The organism is Halobacillus sp. GSS1 (assembly GCF_017307035.1).
In the GTDB taxonomy this organism is placed as follows: Bacteria; Bacillota; Bacilli; order Bacillales; family Halobacillaceae; genus Halobacillus; species Halobacillus litoralis.
On the sequence record NZ_JAFLHE010000002.1, the window covers coordinates 81,028 to 98,473 of the forward strand.

Below are 17,446 nucleotides of genomic sequence, written 5' to 3' on the forward strand. Positions count from 1 at the left end.
TCGGGATTGGGTGGGAGAGGAAATGAACATTATTCTATTGAAAAAGGGTGACGTTCACATTCACATGCTTGATTCTTTTGACCGTTATCAAAAAACGGACCGTGTATGGGTGTTACAATCGGGCAGGTTTAACGAAAAATCGGATTCATTTGAAGAGCATTGGAGCGAAGAAGACAAACAGAGGATCATCCACCACATCAGGATGGTGATAAAAAGTGGAGGAGCTGTTGTAGCAGCAATGAAGGAACACAATGTCTATGGGTTTGCTGTTATTGAGGCGGATCCATTTGGAGAAATGTCCATATACCGGGAACTTTCCTACATACATGTGAGCAGGGAGCTTAGGGGAACCGGGCTAGGGAGACGGCTCTTTAAGGAAGCTTGCTCGGCTGCTAAAGCATTGGGGGCGGAGAAACTGTATATTGGCGCCCATCCCTCTCTGGAAACCCAGAAGTTTTATCGGAAAATGGGATGTCAACCAGCTCAGGAACTGAACTCAGCTATTTATTATCGCGAACCCAGAGATATTCAATTGGAATTCACCCTATAAAAAACCCATACGCCTGAAAGGTGTATGGGTTTAAAATTATTTTTTGCTGAAGAATTCTAGGAAAGCATGGTAGATCTCTGTTCCCTGGTAGGATAACAAGGACATTGCTGTTAAGGAGAACATACCGATCATAATCATTCTGAACCATAACATAGGTGAAACCTCCTTTGAGTGTTGGCTTATTTGGACAACATCAAAGGTATTGGATCACATAATTGGATTGATAGAATACCGGATTCAGAAAAAATAACTTGCGAAAAGTCCTCACGAATGTTGATGCGACTTTGGTACACAAATGTACAATCAAAAGGAGACCAAATAAAGCTGGCAGGACAAATGTTTTGTCCGTTGGATCATCGTTTGAGGACGGTGTTTCAAGTAGAGTGCTTTCCTGGACGTCGCCTTTGAAATAGCCGCTGTGGTGTTCACCGTATGTGAACGGCAAAGAGAAACTAAGAAGCAAAATGACTATGAACAAGGCCGAGTGTCTCTTCATTCCACGCACTCCCTTTGTATCTATGAATATATCCATTTTACATGATGCAGACAGTAAAGCAAGCAAAAGTTTTCCTAAATAAAAATAGACATGTTTATTACTTATTAAAGTATATGGCAGGATTGTGGAAGACTTGATTTCGAGATGTTTGTGTGGATTTAGGGGCTCCGGGAAAAGGTTCGCTTTCCGTGGGCGAGTGATGAGCCTCCTCGAGCTAAAGCTCTGCGGGGTCTCATCTACCACGCACTTCCCACAGGAGTCTCACCGTTTCCCTACGCCCCTTTGCCATATGAGGTTCTCGAAATCCCTCTTATATTACCTGCCTAAAACTGTTATAAATCCTGCTTAAACCACGTTGATATAGGATTCTCAACCATAAAAGCTCCTATTGCTGAAAGGTAGTTTCGAGAGTTTCTTTCGGCAAGTGGGCGGAGGGGAATGGCGAGACTCCTGCGGGATAAAAGTGCTTGGTGAGACCCCGCAGGACGCAGTCCGAGGAGGCTCACCGCGCTCCCGCGGAAAGCGAGCTATTCCCCGCAGCCCCATCCACCCAACAAAAGTCTCGAAACTGAGTCTTCAACTAAAGGGAGCTTATCTTTAAAAATGGAACATTCATACTTTATGTTTGAAATGGGTGGAGTAGCACGTTTTTATGAAAAAAGGGTGCAGACAGACCAGTGATTTTTCGGTAAGCTTGGAAAAGAAGAAAACATGAATGCATCAATGAAGAAATACAGGAATAGGTAGACGTTCGGTTAGGCAAGGGGGAATATTTTATGAATCATCAAGATAAGCGGATGGAAGATCCGCGGTATAAAATTGCGAACAAAGAGGCATTGATTGGAGTTACTCTGGTTGTGGTGAACTTCGTTCTTTGGTATGGCTTTGCTTATGGCCTCGGCTCGGGTCCTGTGGAGGAGTATGACTACATCATCGGCTTTCCCGCCTGGTTTTTTTATAGTTGTATTGCCGTCACGGTCCTGATCTTCCTTCTCGTCATTCTCGCAGTCAAATTTTTATTCAAAGAAGTTCAGCTGGATGAGGAGGAGGAAGAATGAACTGGGGTGTAGTCATACCACTGTTACTATTTTTAGTCATCATCTTTTTTATTGGCTTTTATGCTTCGAAATACTTAAAGTCCAGTGCAGATTTTCTACAGGAATATTTTTTAGGAAGCCGCCAGCTTGGTGGGTTCATATTAGCGATGACGATGGTTGCCACCTATGGAAGTGCCAGCAGTTTTGTCGGTGGTCCCGGAGTCGCTTACACAGTCGGTCTTGGCTGGGTTCTGCTTTCCATGACACAGCTTGCGACGGGCTATTTCGTGCTGTCTGTCCTTGGAAAGAAGTTTGCCATTATGGCAAGGAAAATACGTGCCGTCACACTTGTGGACTTCTTAAAGGAACGCTACCAGAGTAAATGGGTGGTCATCCTATCAGCAGCAAGTATTATTATTTTCTTGTTCTCCGCAATGGCGGCGCAGTGGGTCGGAGGTGCCCGCCTGATTGAATCCTTTACAGGGCTTTCCTACACGGCTGCTTTGTTCATTTTCGCCGTTTCCGTGCTTGTGTACGTCATTATCGGCGGGTTTCGTGCTGTAGCGATTACGGATACTGTGCAGGGAGTCATCATGTTTTTTGGTACGATGATCATCCTGATTGGTACGATTCTCGCAGGAGGCGGGATTGGAAATATTATCTCTGATCTTGCTGCAGAAAACCCGGATTTAATTTCACCATACGGTGCGGATCGTTCCCTTACGCCGGCTTATGTATCGTCTTTCTGGATTCTTGTCGGGGTTGGTGTCGTCGGTCTGCCGCAAGTTGCCGTCCGTGCCATGAGTTATAAAAGTTCACGAGGGATGCACCGCGCGTTAATTATTGGAACTGTGGTTGTTGGTGTGATCATGCTGGGCATGCACTTGACCGGGGTTTTCGCAAGGTCTATCCTACCAGGAATTGAAGTCGGTGACACGGTGATGCCGCGGATTGCAATGGAGGTGCTCCCGGCGTGGCTGGCAGGCATTGTTCTTGCAGCCCCGATGGCTGCGATCATGTCGACCGTCGATTCACTGCTCCTGCTTGTTAGTTCAGCGGTGGTGAAAGATGTGTATATGAATTATGTGAATCCTGAAGCAAGTGCGAAGAAGGTGAAACGACTGAGTATTTCCGTCACTGCTGTCATAGGAATTCTCGTATTTGCCATGGCGATTCAGCCGCCGGATTTACTAATTTGGTTAAATTTATTTGCTTTTGGTGGGCTGGAAGCAGCTTTCATCTGGCCTGTCATCATGGGGTTATATTGGAAAAAAGGAAATGCCAGTGGAGCCATTGCTTCTATTTTGACCGGGGTGGGAAGCTATATTCTATTTCACAGCTTTATGCCGCAAGCGTTTGGGATGCATACAGTGGTCCTGCCCGTACTTTTAAGTCTGCTTGCTTATGTTCTGTTTAGCTTATTGACGAGGAAACGGCATGAGGAAATCCAGGAACGTGTGTTCCAAAAAATGTGGAGTGCTTAAATAGGGAAGAGGATGAAGATTGCTCCATCCTCTTTTTGATGGAAAACAATGCAAAGACTGTGATACGGTTTGTATAAATATTGCACGGGAAATAACATCTAAGGTTCAAAAGTTCAGGATGGAGGTTTATGTATGAAGAACATATATACAGGGATTTTAGCTGCTTTTTTTTCGTCCACCATCGTAGCCATCGCGTTGAACGTACTATCTGTAGGAGATCTTGATGTTTCAACTCTTATTTTTTTATACACTCTCCTCGTTTACTTTTTATTAGGAATCCCCCTGTCTATATTTATCGAACGTGTACGGCGTAAGCGAAGATGGTGGCAAATCTTTTCCTATTATATGTTCATGGGTTTGGTGTTAAGCGGAATCGTGGTATTCACTTCCTCGCTGGAAATGAGAGAGGGGCTATGGGTTTCAGCTTTTATCATAGGGTGTGTTTTTGTGTATGTCTTCGTACATAATATTCTTGGTTATGTAAGGGAAATGGGTAGAAAGTATAAAAAGGAGGCCAATGATGGAACTAGTATTCGTACGCCACGGGGAAGGGGAACATACTGAAAAACCTGATCGATTACATAACCTGCACCCGGAATTGACTATTCGTGGAGAGAACCAGGCGAGAAAGTTGCAGGAAACGTGGCCGCTGGTTTCTGAAGATTTCCTCATCGTCAGTCCGACAGTGAGGACTCTGCAAACAGCTGCTCATTGGAGTGCAGATATTCCATGCAGGGTGATGGTGAATCCTGCTGTAGGCCCACGTATGTTCCCGCAAAAAAAAAGAGTGGAAGACTTTACCCTGTGATCAGATTTTGACTAAAGACTGGGTGGCTGAGGAATTTCCGGACTTCCATTTAGGTGGAAAGCGATGGGCGGAGGGGATCAATGAAATCGCTGAAAAGGAATTTGTGGATGTTGCTTCTGAATTGATTCATTGGTGTAAGCAGCTAGAGAAAGACCGTGTTTTTGTGGTTACACATGATGGTACAATGACAGCTTACAGGCAATGGATGGAAAGAAGAACATTGACACGTGAAGACTTTCCGAAAGAGGCGGGCTGGATAAGGATGAACGTGTAATAAATAAGACCGGCTTTTCTCTTTGTATTCGTCAGCCAATTCTTTATTTATAAGAGAAGACTCAGAGCTTATTAAGCTCTGAGTCCTTTTTATTATGAACCTATTTTTCTATATTCCTCTGCCATTGGCATCTCTTTTCCTTGAGAAAAAGCACTGATCAGAACGACTAGTCCAACGTTAACGATCAAGCCAAGGATACCTGGATTAATATCCAATGGTGGGGAGTCCGCGACAAGCTGGAAGTAGTAGTTGACGACAGTCCCCGATATTAACCCGGTAATGACAGCAGGTGCCGTGATTTTTTTTGAATACAAAGCACCATATACACCTGGGGCGAATTGGACGATTGATCCGTAGGCTCCAAGTAGGAGGGCAATCAATCCCTGCCCACCAAACACAGTAATGAAATAGGCAAGACCTCCGATGACGAAGACGCCGATTCTCATAATTAAAAGCGTCGTTTTTGATGAAAGGTCTCTTTTTACGTTGCGGATCAAACCATCTGTGAACTCAAGGGAAGCACTGTGCGTGATGGCATCCGCGGTACTCATAGCAGCAGCAAGCGCACCAGCACCGACAAGGCCATACACCCAGCCCGGCAATGTGAGAACCGTTGTAATCAGGTAGGGCAGAATTTCATCCGGTGAACCGATTTGATCGGATTGGATGACGTTAACGGCAGAGAACCCGACAAACAGGAGCGGAATTAAAAACAAGGCGAACATAGGATAGACGAGCACGGTTTTTTTAATCGTCCGCGCTTTGGTAGCGTAGGATTTTGAAAACAAGTGCGGCCACATGAGAAAACCGATGGTCGATACAAGAATCGTGGTTGTGTAAGCCATGGTAGACATCGTAGAACCTTCCGCACCGATTTGCAGAAACCCTGGATTGTCCTGCGTCAAATTCCGGAACATGTTCGGGACACTGTCATGAAGCTGATTGACGATCGTTAGTCCGACTGTCCAGGAGATGACGATCATGAGAATTCCTTGAAATACATCAGACCAGGCAGCAGCACGCAGCCCGCCTGTAGCTACGTAAACGACGACAATTCCATAAGAAAGCAATGCTCCAAGCCAAAAAGGAATTCGTCCTTCAGTCATGATGTTGAAGATATAGGCCATCCCTTTCATTTGTGTGGCCAGGTACTGGATAGAGGCTAGTAACGCAACGATTCCAATAATCATGGCGATTACTCGGCTTGAGTAGCGCAACTGTAAAAATCCGGCGACCGTATAGATGTTATGTTTGCGGCCGATGGCTCCGATTTTCGGGCCGATGATATACCAAGGTAAGATAGCGAAGGCGGTATATGTGATGATGTACAACGCAGGTGCACCGCGAGAAAAGGCCCATCCTGGTGCGCCAAGGAATGAGAAGGCACTGAAGACCGCTCCACCCATGAGGAACCACATGACGAACAGACCGAGGTTCCCTTTCGCTGTGGTGAACTCTTCAAGAGAACTTTTATCCTGGTTACGGCCAGCTAAAACGCCGATGAATAAAGCGACGATGAGATAACCGATCATCATGATCATTGCAATTTGCCATTGTGCCATTTAATGGACCTCCTTTTCGTCTTTGTCAGGGTCGATTTTATACAGGAATAAGACGATGATGAATGTGACAACGATCCAAAAAATGACCCAGAATACTGAAAAAGGTAAACCGATAATGAATGGGGTTTCCCTGTTGGCGATGGAGAACAACGGGAAGACGAGAAGTAAAAATGGGATGGCTAAAGAAAGACAGTAAATCTTAATAAACTTTTGCTTAGTCAATGGGCATCCTCCTTTTGTTTTTCATATACAATATCTCCGTTTAAAATTGTCATTTCTACTTGGATGTCCTTTAGTTTCTGGGAGGGACAACGCAAAATGGATTGATCGAGAATAACGAGATCTGCGTACTTGTCTGGTTCTAAGGTTCCTTTCAAATCTTCTTCACCACTGGCAAAAGCCCCTGCCCATGTATAAGCGCGGATCGTTTCTTCAACCGTGATGGATTGGTTCTGCCCAACAGGATGACCGCCTTTGCTTGTCCGATTGACGGCTGCGTGAATACCCGTCAATGGATTCACCGTTGTTATCGGACTATCGGAACCGATGGCAAAAGGGATATCCTGCTCTACGTAGCTTTTTAAAGGGAAAAAGTAGTGGACTCTGTCCCCATAATCGTTGATATATCCATCCCCGAACTCGTAAAGAAATGCAGGGTTTGGAATTGGGACAGCGCGGGTCGCTTTTATCCTTTCTACAAGGTCAGGAGGAGTAATTCCTGCATGCTCAAGTCTGTGACGGTAATCCTTAGATGGCCTGTGATTGAGCGCTCGCTCAATTGTGGTCAGCAGCATATGTACGGCTTCATCCCCCATGGCATGGGCGGTAATCTGCCACCCTTTTTTGTGGGCTGGAAGGAGGTGTTGATCCAATTCATTTTGGTCCATATACAAAATGCCGGAATCACTTGGGTTACTCGTGTACGGCTCCCGGGTTTTGCATGTGGGACCGCTGCTGCTTCCATCAATGAAAACTTTTGCAGGACCGATTTTAAACGTGTCGTCTCCGAGTCCTGTCATGATTCCGCTTTCGACTCCGGCTTTGACAACGGATGGAGAATCAAAAAGGGAGCCATACATGACATATACACGTTGTCTGATCTTTCCTTCTTGAGCAGCCTTTTGTAAATAACGGATATGTTTCGTGCCATATCCACCTGCATCATGTACACTTGTTATTCCATTTTGCAAAAAGTGATCCGAGGCCATTTGGAGCCCGAGCATGACCTCTTCTTCTGAATAATTAGCAAGCTGGAACATTTTCATATGAGCGGCTTCTAATAATAGTCCAGTAAGCTCGTCACCATCCCTGTGATAGGTCCCACCGGGGGGGTTTGGTGTTTGTAAATGGATATCTGCCATTTCCAGAGCTTTGCTGTTTACACATGAAATATGACCACAGGTCCGCACAACAATGATTGGATGGGAGGTGGACACTTTGTCCAAATCCCATTTGGTCAGATGGCGATCCTCAAGCAGGTTGTTTTGATTGTATCCCCAGCCGCGAATCCATTCTCCTGAAGGTGTTTCCTCTGCCCGTGTTTGAAGTTTTTCAATGATGGAGTCTATGGAATTCACCTGTTTCAGGTTTACCCCGAGTTGATTGGTACCGTACAACTCAAGGTGGGCATGGGCATCATTGAATCCCGGAAGCAGGCTTTTCCCATTCAAATCAATGATCTCTGTATGAGCATCGCACCGTTCCATGATGTCGATGGTCCTTCCAACTTGGAGAATGCGCTCTCCTTTGACAGCGAGGGCTTCATGAATGGTGCCTGACTGATCACCGGGGATAACTTCTCCGTTGATGAATATTGTGGTTGCTTTCATTTCTTCTCCCTCCATCTAGGACTGAGCAATTTTTAAGGTTGTATGATAAAGAATCTCCACACCTTTTTGCATATCCTCCATTTCGGCATACTCCAGCGGGTTGTGGCTGATTCCTTTTTCACATCGTACGAAAATCATTCCGTAATCACTGATGTAGGACATGAATAAGGCATCGTGAAAAGGTCCACTCATCAAGGTTGGGGAACCGTAACCAAGTTGTTCGTCTTCTGCTTTCATGATGTCTTTGATCCAGTCTGCGCAATAGCGTGGATCACTGCGTGTGTCTTCACTGATCGAGTATTCAAGGTTCAGTTCTTTGCTCGTACGTTCAATGATTTCGTAGAGTTTCTTCTCGAGTTTTGTGCGGGCATCCAAGTCTATGTCACGAAGGTCAATCGTGAACTCTACTTTTTCAGGGATGATGTTGCGGGAATTCGGGAAAGTCTGGACACTGCCGACGGTACCGACTGTATTCGGCGTGCCTTCATTGCGGACAAGTTCATTAAACTCTTTTGTAATGATGGAGGCTCCTAAAAATGCATCCTGTCTTAAATTCATCGGGACTGATCCTGCGTGTCCAGCAAATCCTTCAAGCGTCACAGTCAGCCAGATCGGACCAGAGATGGCGGATACGATCCCAACAGGTTTGTTTTGTGATTCGAGCACAGGGCCCTGCTCAATATGAAGTTCAAGAAAAGCTTCAATGTCCCCGGGTTTGTAGACGGGGCTTTGACTCAAATCTGGCTCGACACCAAATTCTCTGAGTGCTTCTAACCGGGTGACGCCATTTTTGTCTTTTCGCTCGAGTTCACCGTCTTCGAGCTGACCGATGATTCCGCGGACACCGAAGACACCTTTATTGAATCTGGAACCTTCTTCGTCTGCAAAACAGATGACTTCAATCGAGCGGTTGGGGGTGATGCCTTCTTCTTTCATCGTATGTACAACTTCAATGGCACCTAGAGCACCTAACGTTCCGTCAAAGCGGCCACCATAGGGCTGGGAGTCGATGTGCGAACCTAACATGAGGATCGGCTTGTCTTTTTCTTTTCCTTCGATACGACCAACTAAATTTCCAAATCCATCAATATGGGTATCCAGTCCGGCTTCTTCCATCCAAACGCGGACAACATCGACAGCTTCTCGGTCTTCTTTTGAATGTGCGAGTCGACAGACCCCGGTTTCTCCAATCTTTCCGATTTCGGCTAGGGTTTCAATGTGTTCCTGAAATCTTTTTTGATTAATCTTCAAGTTGGATCTCCTCCTTGTTTTAACTAACTATATCAAGTTCATAATTGTCTGACAATTGACATAATGTTAAATGATTAAATAGAAGGAGTGGGGGAAATGAGAGGCTTTTGATTGAGTTGTCGACCTTTATAGTGCTCATTTAGTCCTTCTCTAAAGGATTTAATAAAGAAAAGAAGGGGACGGCTTCCTTTTTATACTCAGGTCTTGGGTATATATGAATACTCTTATCATGGACAAAGTATCCATTTGTTGAAGTGTCGAGGATATAAGAAGAAAGGGATGGTTCATTCATGAGAGAAAGGGTGGCGACATCAGCCACCCTTTACTTGTTTTTTGTCTGCGATATAGATGAACCGGAGGGCGATGAGCATGAGAAGAAATGCCAGTCCCCTTTTCCAATCAAAGAGAATTTGATTTCCTCCGAACCATCCGTAATGGTCAATCATGATGCCAGCCCCTAATTGCCCGATAATCGTTGAGATGTTTGTGGCGATGACACCGATTTGGGGCACAGCAAGGATAGTGAGAAATAAATAGCCTACACCAAACCATACAGCACTAAGCTGCCATTTGGGAGCTTCTACTATTAATCCGATATCACCATTCCCAAAAAACAAGACAAGAAGGAATAAGATCAAGGCTCCGGTAATGAATGTAAGAAAAGTGGTTTCATAAGTGCCTGCTTTTGTACTAAGGGAACCATTGATCGAAGATTGTGCACTGAGCATCGTGCCCCCAAGTACCGCGGTCAATAATAATAAAACAGCCATTTCACATACCTCCTAAGAAAAGATTAAAAACAAAGAAATGGTCATAAGCAGAACGGCGGTCACTTTTTCTTTTTTTACTTTGTTCGCTTTGCTGCCCAACCATCCTTTGTGTTCGATAATCATGCTCATCGCTAATTGACCGACGATGACGCTAATCATCGCAGCTCCGACTCCGACCATTGGTATGGCAAAAATTAAAATCGTCAGGTAGATCACGCCCAGAAAACCGCCGCTTAACTGCCATTTGGGAGCTTTGAACGTGTAACTCAAAGAACCTTGACCTAAGAAAAGTAGAACGATTCCTAAAATAATGGAGCCGACGAAAAAATTATAAAAGCTGCTCTCTAATTTTCCTACGGTTTCTCCAAGCTCACCATAAATGGCTCCTTCAATGCTTAAAGAAACACCTGCAAATAATGCGATAAGATAAATCCATGCTTTCATATACACAACCCCTTTCATATCTACATATCTCTAATTATCGATATGTTAACTCTAAAAAAAGAGCCTTAAAGCTCCTTCTTTAGAAATTCAGCTACTTCTTGAATGACAGCTTCATTCCGACGGTAGTACGTCCATTTTCCGTGGCGCTCGGATTCTAGAAGTCCGGCATTCTGCATCATGGAAAGATAGTGGGAGACCGTTGATTGTGACATGTCGGCTTTTTCTTGTATATCTCCGACACACACGCCTCCTTTTTCACTGATGTTCCTGGATAAATGAGCCGTCGGCTTGTCGAAATGGGCTTTTGGTTCTTTTAACCATTGCAGCATATCCAATCTTTTTTCGTTAGCCAACACTTTGAAAATGTCTACGTAGTTTTTCATACGCCTATACTAATCGATGATTATCGATATGTCAATTGGTTAATTTTAAGCAAGGAGTTTCAAGTAGAGAAGAGAATCTACAAAGAGAGGGGGGGATAGCAAATGACAGATCAAAAGGTAGAGAGTCGCTTGAAAAAATGGGCAGAGAAAGCTGAACTTGGATTGGAGTCGGAAAATATCTATATAGAGTACATATGGAATCCTGGTGGTTTTGTGAACCAGTCCTATCAAATTTACGATGGGAAGAAACGCATGCATGTGAAATTCGCCAAAAAGAATCATATGGACAGGCTGAAACAATGGGCACGTCTTAATGAATATTTGAGAGAAAATTACCATGCACCTAAGCTGCTGCTGGAAATCCATGAAACCGTCATCCCTGACCATCCTTATGGCCTTGTGTTTGAGTTTTTTGAAGGAGACGCATGGAAGGGGGACGTGTGGACGGATAATATACTAGCAAAAGTAGGTCAGCTGCATGGAGATTCACAGCTGAAACAAGAGATCGGGGCAGGTGATCAGACTTGTGCTGATGCAATGACCGACACGTATATCCGTCGTTTACGGGAAGACATGTGTATCATCAATGCTCATAAAATAAGCTTACCTTTTGTAAAAAAGAACACCTTTGATTGGTTTCACGAAGTGACAGATGATTTGGAAAAGGAAATTCAACAATCCATTCATTTTCAACGTCCAGCAGAAGATATCGTTCACAATGACCTGAGTCAGCAAAATATCTTAGTGAATGATGAGGAGTTCTGTATCATTGACTGGGACGATCTTACTCTTGGTGACGCCGCAGCAGATTATGCGTCTTTGCTTTGGGCTTGGTTTGATACCGATGAGTGGACGTTGTGGGAGGGAAAAGTGAGAGTACTTGCAGGAGATGCGGTGGTTGAGCGGATGAAGCTTTATTTTAAAGCGAAATTATTAGATGACATTATAGATGTGCTTGCGGACTATGTAGAAGCTGAAAACTTTCCTGAGGTAAAAGAGCAAACACAACAAAGAGCAAAAGCCACTCATCTTATGGCGCTTGAAATATATAAGGCGCGGTATGAAAAGTCTTCTCTATGATTATTCGCCTACTTAAGAAGGGTCACAGAATTAACGAGCATGTTTGTCTCTCTTTTTACATATCCTACTAGTAATAGAGGATCATTTAGGGAGTGACAAAATGGGTTTCACATATGGAAAAGATGAACTGATCGGTGACCTGCAGCAGGTGTTTGCCAGACACAATGTCCAATCCATCCGAGTCAAAGAGCCCGGTACGTTGTTCCGTGTGGAGTCAGATGGTTCACTCACCATTGGAATCGGGGCGACGATTACATCGTTCGAACGTCAGCCAGACGAAAAGCAGGCGCCAACATTAAAGGTGATAAATGGGAAGAAAAAATGACGAAAAGTCCTGGGCAGGGGGATGTCCAGGACTTTTCTATGTGACATAGTGTGTATGATTATGCTTTTTTCCAGTATGCGGCTTCCTTACTGGAGCGAAGGGGTGGGAACGTATCGCCATTGCTCAATTCGATATGTTTCTCATCCTCTGTTACATTGTTATTTTTACGACCATCCACTAAACCATCAAATTCGTAAGTACCTGCTTCTGGAGCTTGTTCACCTGTTTTGTAACGATCAGCCATTTAGAAATACATCCTTTCGAATTTGTTTTTGTTGTGCGCACATAAGCTATATATCCGCATTCGTCTGAGTAAAAACCTCTTTTTGTAAAAATGTTACATTTGGAGGAGTTTTTAATTCCAAGACTTGTCGTTTGACAACTAGACCATAAGTTTATAAGATGTATCACGCTGAATAGTTTGTATAGCAACATCTCGAATTACGGACATAAAAATGTCCTTGTGTTCGAACAGCTATCATTCGTTTCATTTTAACTTACGGTTGCTGCAACAACTAATATATATAAATGGAGGTTCACACCATGACAAAAGTACTTTTCGTAAAAGCTAATTCCAGACCAATGGAGCAGTCTGTGAGCGTCAAACTTTATCACACTTTTTTGGATAACTATAAAAAAGTCCACCCGGAACATGAAATAGAGGAACTCGACTTATTCGAGGAAAATCTGGATTACTATGACAATGATAAGATCAATGGCATGTTTAAGCTTGCTAAAGGTATGGAGCTTACTCAAGCCGAAATCGAAGCGACGAATACAGTAACAGCATACTTGGATCAGTTCCTTGAAGCTGACAAAGTCGTTTTTGCCTTCCCGCTTTGGAATTTCACCATTCCTGCTGTGCTGCACACATATTTCGACTACCTAGCTCAGGCTGGTCAGACGTTCCGCTATACAGAAGAAGGACCTGTAGGATTGCTTCCGGATAAAAAGGTAGCCCTGTTAAATGCACGCGGCGGTGTTTATTCAGAGGGTCCGGCGAAATCTGCAGAGATGGCTGTGAATTACGTTGAAAACATCCTGCAATTCTGGGGAGTTAAAGATATTACGACCCTCGTGGTAGAAGGGCATAACCAATTCCCCGATCGCGCAGAAAAAATCATCGAAGAAGGCTTGGAAGAAGCCGCATCTACAGCTGCTTCCTTCTAATTCATTATAAAGAATACAAAAAAGGCATCCTATTCGGGATGCCTTTTTTTATTTAGTTTTCCATTTGGGATAAACTGTAAGACCTGGTCAGACATTTTATGGAATGATTTCCGTACAATCTTGGGAAACTATGGGGAGAAGCTGGGGACGGAAAGGGGTTAGAGATGAGAGAGTTGTTTGTCTTATTGAAAAAAGGAAATAAACCGGCATTATGGGCAAGCATCATTAACGCTACGATTGCCGTAATCAAGGGCATAGCATATTTCATTACTGGAAACGTGGCGATGTTTGCGGAGATGATGCACAGCATAGGCGACATGGCCAATCAATTCTTTGTATTCATAGGCTCTGCCCTTAGTAAAAAAGCACCGACCGATAAATTTCCGAATGGGTTTGCCCGGCTTGTAAACCTGGTTTTGCTTGGTGCAGTTATTATCGTTGGCATTTTGGCTTATGAAACGATCAAAGAAGGGATTCATCACATTCTTCATCCTCCTGAGGCAGGCTCCTGGCTGTGGCTGAACTTGACGGTGTTAGGTGTTGCTGCGATTCTTGAGTCTTTTGTCTTGTACAAAGCCATGAAAGAAGTTGTGAAAGACATCGGAGAGGGGGATGTCAAAGGAATGGAGGTTGTAAAAGTGAGCCTCGCCAATCTCGGTGGAGCAAAACCGGCCACAAAGCTGGTTTTTCTTGAAGATATGGTAGCGACATCGGGTGCGCTCATTGCGATGATTTCCATTCTTATTGCCACCTTTACGCCATTTCATACAGCTGAAGGTTATGCGTCCGTCATCATCGGTGTGATGCTGTTTTATGTTGTTGGACGCATATTCTTAGACAATGCAGCTGGGGTGTTAGGGGTAGCGGATGAAGAAATGGAAAAGAAAATCGGAGAATTCGTCTTTGAGCACCCTGAAGTTCGCGATATCAAAAAGCTAATGGTGATGAAAGAAGGAGAAGAACTGCATGTTGAATTGAAACTGGAGTTCGATCCGGAAATGTCCATAGAAAACATCGATCAAGTGCTTGGTGGACTTGAGAAAAAAATTCTTAACCAGCGCGGGGTAACAGAAGTGATTATTGAATCGGATGAAGATGATCATCAATTATCTTGGGACCCAGATAAAAATGAAGTTTAATGGTTTGGGAATTACTGTAAGACCTGGTACAGAAAAATATGGAAGGATGAGGTGGGAATATGGGTAAGGATAAGTACGATAAGGTGGAGTCGGATATTATGACACATGGTCACAATCCTTATGAGATTGTGAAGGGTTTACTGAAGGAATCGGTGGAGACGTTGGGGCTTCATGAAAACATCTATCATTTGTTGAAAAAACCGATGCGGGTGTTTGAAGTTTCCATTCCGGTTAGGATGGACGATGGACGGATTGAAAATTTTACCGGGTACCGGTCACAGCATATGGATATTCTCGGACCGACTAAGGGAGGGATCCGTTTCCATCCAGATGTTAATTTAGATGAAGTGAAGGCGCTCTCTATCTGGATGTCATTGAAATCAGCGATTATCGACCTTCCTTTAGGAGGAGGGAAAGGTGGGGTTATTGTTGATCCTGATCAGTTATCAGAAAATGAATTGGAAAGCTTGAGTCGAAACTACATCAAGAAAATCACTCCAATCATCGGACCTCAAAAAGATATCCCGGCCCCTGACGTGAATACAAATCCGAAGGTCATGGGTTGGATGGTTGACGAGTTTGATCAGCTGCGAGGATACAACATTCCGGGTATGCTGACAGGGAAGCCGGTTGTTTTAGGAGGGTCGCTTGGCCGTCTTCAAGCAACGGGGCGCGGCGTCGTTTTCACGATACGGGAAGCGTGTAAAGTTCTGGGGATTGAAATGACAGAAGCCACCGCGGCCATTCAAGGCTTCGGGAACGTAGGTAGCATGACAGCGAAATTCTTACATGAACTAGGTGTGAAAATTGTGGCGGTCACTGATGCTAAAGGGGGCGTCTATAAAGAAGGTGGTCTCGATATTCCCGATTTACTGGCTTTCACGAACAATGGAGAAAATTATGCTTCCTCCTATGAAAATGCAGAACCGATCACGAATGAAAAGATGTTCAGCCTACCTGTTGATATTCTCATCCCGGCAGCCATTGAAAATCAGGTGACAGAAGAAACAGCACCGACCATTCAGGCGAAAATTCTCGCCGAAGCAGCCAATGGTCCGACAACCCCGGCAGGCGATAAAATCCTTGAAGAAAAAGGGATCTTTGTCATCCCTGATATTCTTTGCAATGCTGGCGGCGTGACGGTTTCCTATTTCGAATGGGTCCAAAATAATATGAATTACTACTGGAAAGTCGATGAAATCAATAAGCAATTAGAAGAGAAAATGTTGACAGGCTTTGAAAAGGTCATACAGATGAAAGAAGAAAAAGGGTGCCGGATGCGGGATGCTGCTTATATGGTAGGTATCAGCCATCTCGTCAAAGCGATGGATGCTCGTGGCTGGATTGGAGAAAAAGACCGTACATCATAAAAAAAGCTGCTGTCCGATAATCGGACAGCAGCTTTTTCTTTACCCATTCAGTCTTATTCCATAAAACTTCAGTTCGGTCATATCCTCAAGCGCGTATTGGACACCTTCCCGGCCAATGCCGCTCTTTTTTACACCACCATACGGATGGTTGTCCTGACGGTAAGTGGACATTTCATTGATCCAGACCCCGCCCATTTCCAGTTGATCGGCGACACGAAAGGCCCGATCAATATCCCTGGTGAAAATGCCGGCCTGCAGTCCATAAATGGAGTCGTTGGACTGGTGGACGACTTGGTTTTCTGATGAAAATGGAATGACAGAAACGATGGGAGCGAAAACTTCTTCTGCGATAATTTTCATATCGCTTTTGACGTTTGTCATGATGGTCGGTTTCAATAACGTCCCATCCCGTTCACCGCCTGTTTCCACTTTCGCACCATTGTCTACCGCATCATCGATCCACATTTTTGCACGTTTTGCTTCATCCTCATTAATCATTGGTCCAAAGTCCGTATCCTCTTCCATTGGGTCACCGATCTTCAGTGCTTCTGTTTTCTCAATAAACGCTCTTAAGACACGTTCGTAGATATTCTGGTGCACATAAATTCGCTGAGCCGATATACAAACCTGTCCTGAAAAAGCAAAAGCCCCTTTGACTAGACTAGAAACTGCATAATCCAGGTCAGCATCTTCAAAGAGAATATTCGGACTGTTGGAGCCAAGTTCTAGCGTTACCTTTTTAAATCCAGCATTCTCACGGATCGTTCGTCCGACAGGTAGGCTTCCGGTAAACGTAACCTTATGAATTTTATCATGCTTAACAAGAGGATCCCCAATTTCTTTTCCTGTTCCGAGCAGAAAGTTCAGAGCGCCTTGTGGAAGTCCGGCTTCATGAAGAAGCTGAACAAGTTTATAGGCCGAGACCGGCGTTTTCTCCGCTGGTTTCAATACAATCGTGTTACCCGCTGCAATGGCAGGAGCTACTTTATGCAAGGTTAAGTTTAAAGGGAAATTGAACGGTGTGATCGCTGCGACCACACCGAGCGGCACACGTTTCGTGAACCCGATCCGGTTTTCGCCGCCTATCGCTGCATCCATCGGAATGACTTTCCCTTCGATGTGCTTCGCTTCTTCTGCCGCAAAGCGGAGAACCTGAACCGAACGCAGCACTTCACCCTGGCTGAATTGAAGTGGCTTGCCAGCTTCTTTAGTGATGGTTTCGGCGAAATCATCTTTACGTTCCTCTAAAAGTTTTGATGCTTTTAAAAGAATATCTGCCCGGTCATGCGCAGGCATTTTCTTCATCGTCTGATGGAAAGTGTCGTAGCTATTATCAATCGCTTTGTTCAAGTCCTCTTCTTTAGCTAAAGCCAGTTCAGCCACGATTTCCTCGTTGTAAGGATTTTTTACAATCATGGTTTCCCGCGAGTCTTCCTGATGTTCTTCACCATTGATAATGGACCCGATTTTCATA

The 17,446-nt window shown here is 44.4% G+C and carries 20 protein-coding genes; 10 read left to right on the plus strand and 10 right to left on the minus strand.

The window, feature by feature from the left end; genetic code table 11:
• The first annotated feature begins 22 nt into the window (after positions 1–22).
• Positions 23–550, plus strand: a complete 528-nt coding sequence (locus tag J0K78_RS06840; RefSeq protein WP_206945992.1) for a GNAT family N-acetyltransferase — start codon at positions 23–25, stop codon at positions 548–550.
• 193 nt (positions 551–743) lie between these two features.
• On the opposite strand, the gene J0K78_RS06845 is transcribed toward J0K78_RS06840, so the two are convergent.
• Positions 744–1,046 (minus strand): hypothetical protein, encoded by a 303-nt coding sequence (locus tag J0K78_RS06845; RefSeq protein WP_206945993.1) that lies wholly within the window; start codon positions 1,044–1,046, stop codon positions 744–746.
• A 776-nt stretch (positions 1,047–1,822) separates the two neighbouring features.
• Here J0K78_RS06845 and J0K78_RS06850 point away from each other — a divergent pair.
• The 4 genes from J0K78_RS06850 (at position 1,823) to J0K78_RS20025 (ending at position 4,649) form a co-directional block, all read left to right on the plus strand.
• A complete protein-coding gene (locus tag J0K78_RS06850; protein WP_242517753.1) occupies positions 1,823–2,104 on the plus strand; it encodes a YhdT family protein in 282 nt (93 codons plus the stop codon).
• Positions 2,101–3,567 (plus strand): sodium/pantothenate symporter, encoded by a 1,467-nt coding sequence (panF, locus tag J0K78_RS06855; RefSeq protein WP_206945994.1) that lies wholly within the window; start codon positions 2,101–2,103, stop codon positions 3,565–3,567. Before J0K78_RS06850 ends, panF begins: the two co-directional genes overlap by 4 nt.
• Positions 3,568–4,087: 520 nt before the next feature.
• Positions 4,088–4,375: a histidine phosphatase family protein gene (locus J0K78_RS20020; RefSeq protein ID WP_242517754.1), complete on the plus strand. Its 288-nt coding sequence runs from the start codon at positions 4,088–4,090 to the stop codon at positions 4,373–4,375.
• Positions 4,376–4,382: 7 nt separating this feature from the next.
• Entirely contained in the window at positions 4,383–4,649 is a 267-nt protein-coding gene (locus J0K78_RS20025; RefSeq protein WP_242517755.1) for a hypothetical protein, read from the plus strand.
• Between the two features lie 92 nt (positions 4,650–4,741).
• On the opposite strand, the gene J0K78_RS06865 is transcribed toward J0K78_RS20025, so the two are convergent.
• The 7 genes from J0K78_RS06865 to J0K78_RS06895 form a co-directional block, all read right to left on the minus strand.
• Entirely contained in the window at positions 4,742–6,211 is a 1,470-nt protein-coding gene (locus J0K78_RS06865; RefSeq protein WP_206945995.1) for a sodium:solute symporter family protein, read from the minus strand.
• Positions 6,212–6,433 carry a DUF3311 domain-containing protein gene (locus J0K78_RS06870; RefSeq protein WP_160912162.1) on the minus strand — a complete coding sequence of 74 codons (222 nt, stop codon included), beginning with the start codon at positions 6,431–6,433 and terminating at the stop codon, positions 6,212–6,214. It lies immediately after the preceding gene.
• Complete coding sequence (locus J0K78_RS06875; protein ID WP_206945996.1) at positions 6,430–8,040, minus strand: amidohydrolase; 1,611 nt, start codon at positions 8,038–8,040, stop codon at positions 6,430–6,432. The genes J0K78_RS06870 and J0K78_RS06875 overlap by 4 nt, the downstream gene beginning before the upstream one ends.
• A gap of 15 nt (positions 8,041–8,055) precedes the next feature.
• Complete coding sequence (locus tag J0K78_RS06880; protein ID WP_206945997.1) at positions 8,056–9,291, minus strand: Zn-dependent hydrolase; 1,236 nt, start codon at positions 9,289–9,291, stop codon at positions 8,056–8,058.
• Positions 9,292–9,602: 311 nt separating this feature from the next.
• Positions 9,603–10,061: a DMT family transporter gene (locus J0K78_RS06885; RefSeq protein WP_206945998.1), complete on the minus strand. Its 459-nt coding sequence runs from the start codon at positions 10,059–10,061 to the stop codon at positions 9,603–9,605.
• Positions 10,062–10,073: 12 nt separating this feature from the next.
• Positions 10,074–10,505 carry a DMT family transporter gene (locus J0K78_RS06890; protein ID WP_206945999.1) on the minus strand — a complete coding sequence of 144 codons (432 nt, stop codon included), beginning with the start codon at positions 10,503–10,505 and terminating at the stop codon, positions 10,074–10,076.
• A gap of 65 nt (positions 10,506–10,570) precedes the next feature.
• Positions 10,571–10,888 carry an ArsR/SmtB family transcription factor gene (locus J0K78_RS06895; RefSeq protein ID WP_206946000.1) on the minus strand — a complete coding sequence of 106 codons (318 nt, stop codon included), beginning with the start codon at positions 10,886–10,888 and terminating at the stop codon, positions 10,571–10,573.
• Positions 10,889–10,990: 102 nt separating this feature from the next.
• Here J0K78_RS06895 and J0K78_RS06900 point away from each other — a divergent pair, with 102 nt between their 5' ends.
• Together J0K78_RS06900 and J0K78_RS06905 are read left to right on the plus strand one after the other, a co-directional pair.
• Positions 10,991–11,968: an aminoglycoside phosphotransferase family protein gene (locus tag J0K78_RS06900; RefSeq protein WP_206946001.1), complete on the plus strand. Its 978-nt coding sequence runs from the start codon at positions 10,991–10,993 to the stop codon at positions 11,966–11,968.
• 100 nt (positions 11,969–12,068) lie between these two features.
• Positions 12,069–12,293, plus strand: a complete 225-nt coding sequence (locus J0K78_RS06905) for a hypothetical protein (protein WP_160915121.1) — start codon at positions 12,069–12,071, stop codon at positions 12,291–12,293.
• A gap of 58 nt (positions 12,294–12,351) precedes the next feature.
• On the opposite strand, the gene J0K78_RS06910 is transcribed toward J0K78_RS06905, so the two are convergent.
• On the minus strand, positions 12,352–12,537 hold the full coding sequence (locus J0K78_RS06910; RefSeq protein ID WP_160912171.1) for a YjzC family protein: 186 nt from the start codon (positions 12,535–12,537) through the stop codon (positions 12,352–12,354).
• A 299-nt stretch (positions 12,538–12,836) separates the two neighbouring features.
• Here J0K78_RS06910 and J0K78_RS06915 point away from each other — a divergent pair, with 299 nt between their 5' ends.
• The 3 genes from J0K78_RS06915 (at position 12,837) to J0K78_RS06925 (ending at position 15,972) form a co-directional block, all read left to right on the plus strand.
• Entirely contained in the window at positions 12,837–13,463 is a 627-nt protein-coding gene (locus J0K78_RS06915; RefSeq protein WP_206946002.1) for an FMN-dependent NADH-azoreductase, read from the plus strand.
• A gap of 164 nt (positions 13,464–13,627) precedes the next feature.
• The gene (locus J0K78_RS06920; protein WP_206946003.1) at positions 13,628–14,602 is read left to right on the plus strand and encodes a cation diffusion facilitator family transporter; all 975 of its coding nucleotides are present in this window, start codon (positions 13,628–13,630) and stop codon (positions 14,600–14,602) included.
• A 59-nt stretch (positions 14,603–14,661) separates the two neighbouring features.
• Complete coding sequence (locus J0K78_RS06925; RefSeq protein ID WP_242517756.1) at positions 14,662–15,972, plus strand: Glu/Leu/Phe/Val family dehydrogenase; 1,311 nt, start codon at positions 14,662–14,664, stop codon at positions 15,970–15,972.
• Positions 15,973–16,011: 39 nt separating this feature from the next.
• Here J0K78_RS06925 and J0K78_RS06930 read toward each other — a convergent pair whose 3' ends face one another.
• Positions 16,012–17,445: an aldehyde dehydrogenase family protein gene (locus J0K78_RS06930; RefSeq protein WP_206946004.1), complete on the minus strand. Its 1,434-nt coding sequence runs from the start codon at positions 17,443–17,445 to the stop codon at positions 16,012–16,014.
• Between the last annotated feature and the right edge of the window lies 1 nt (position 17,446).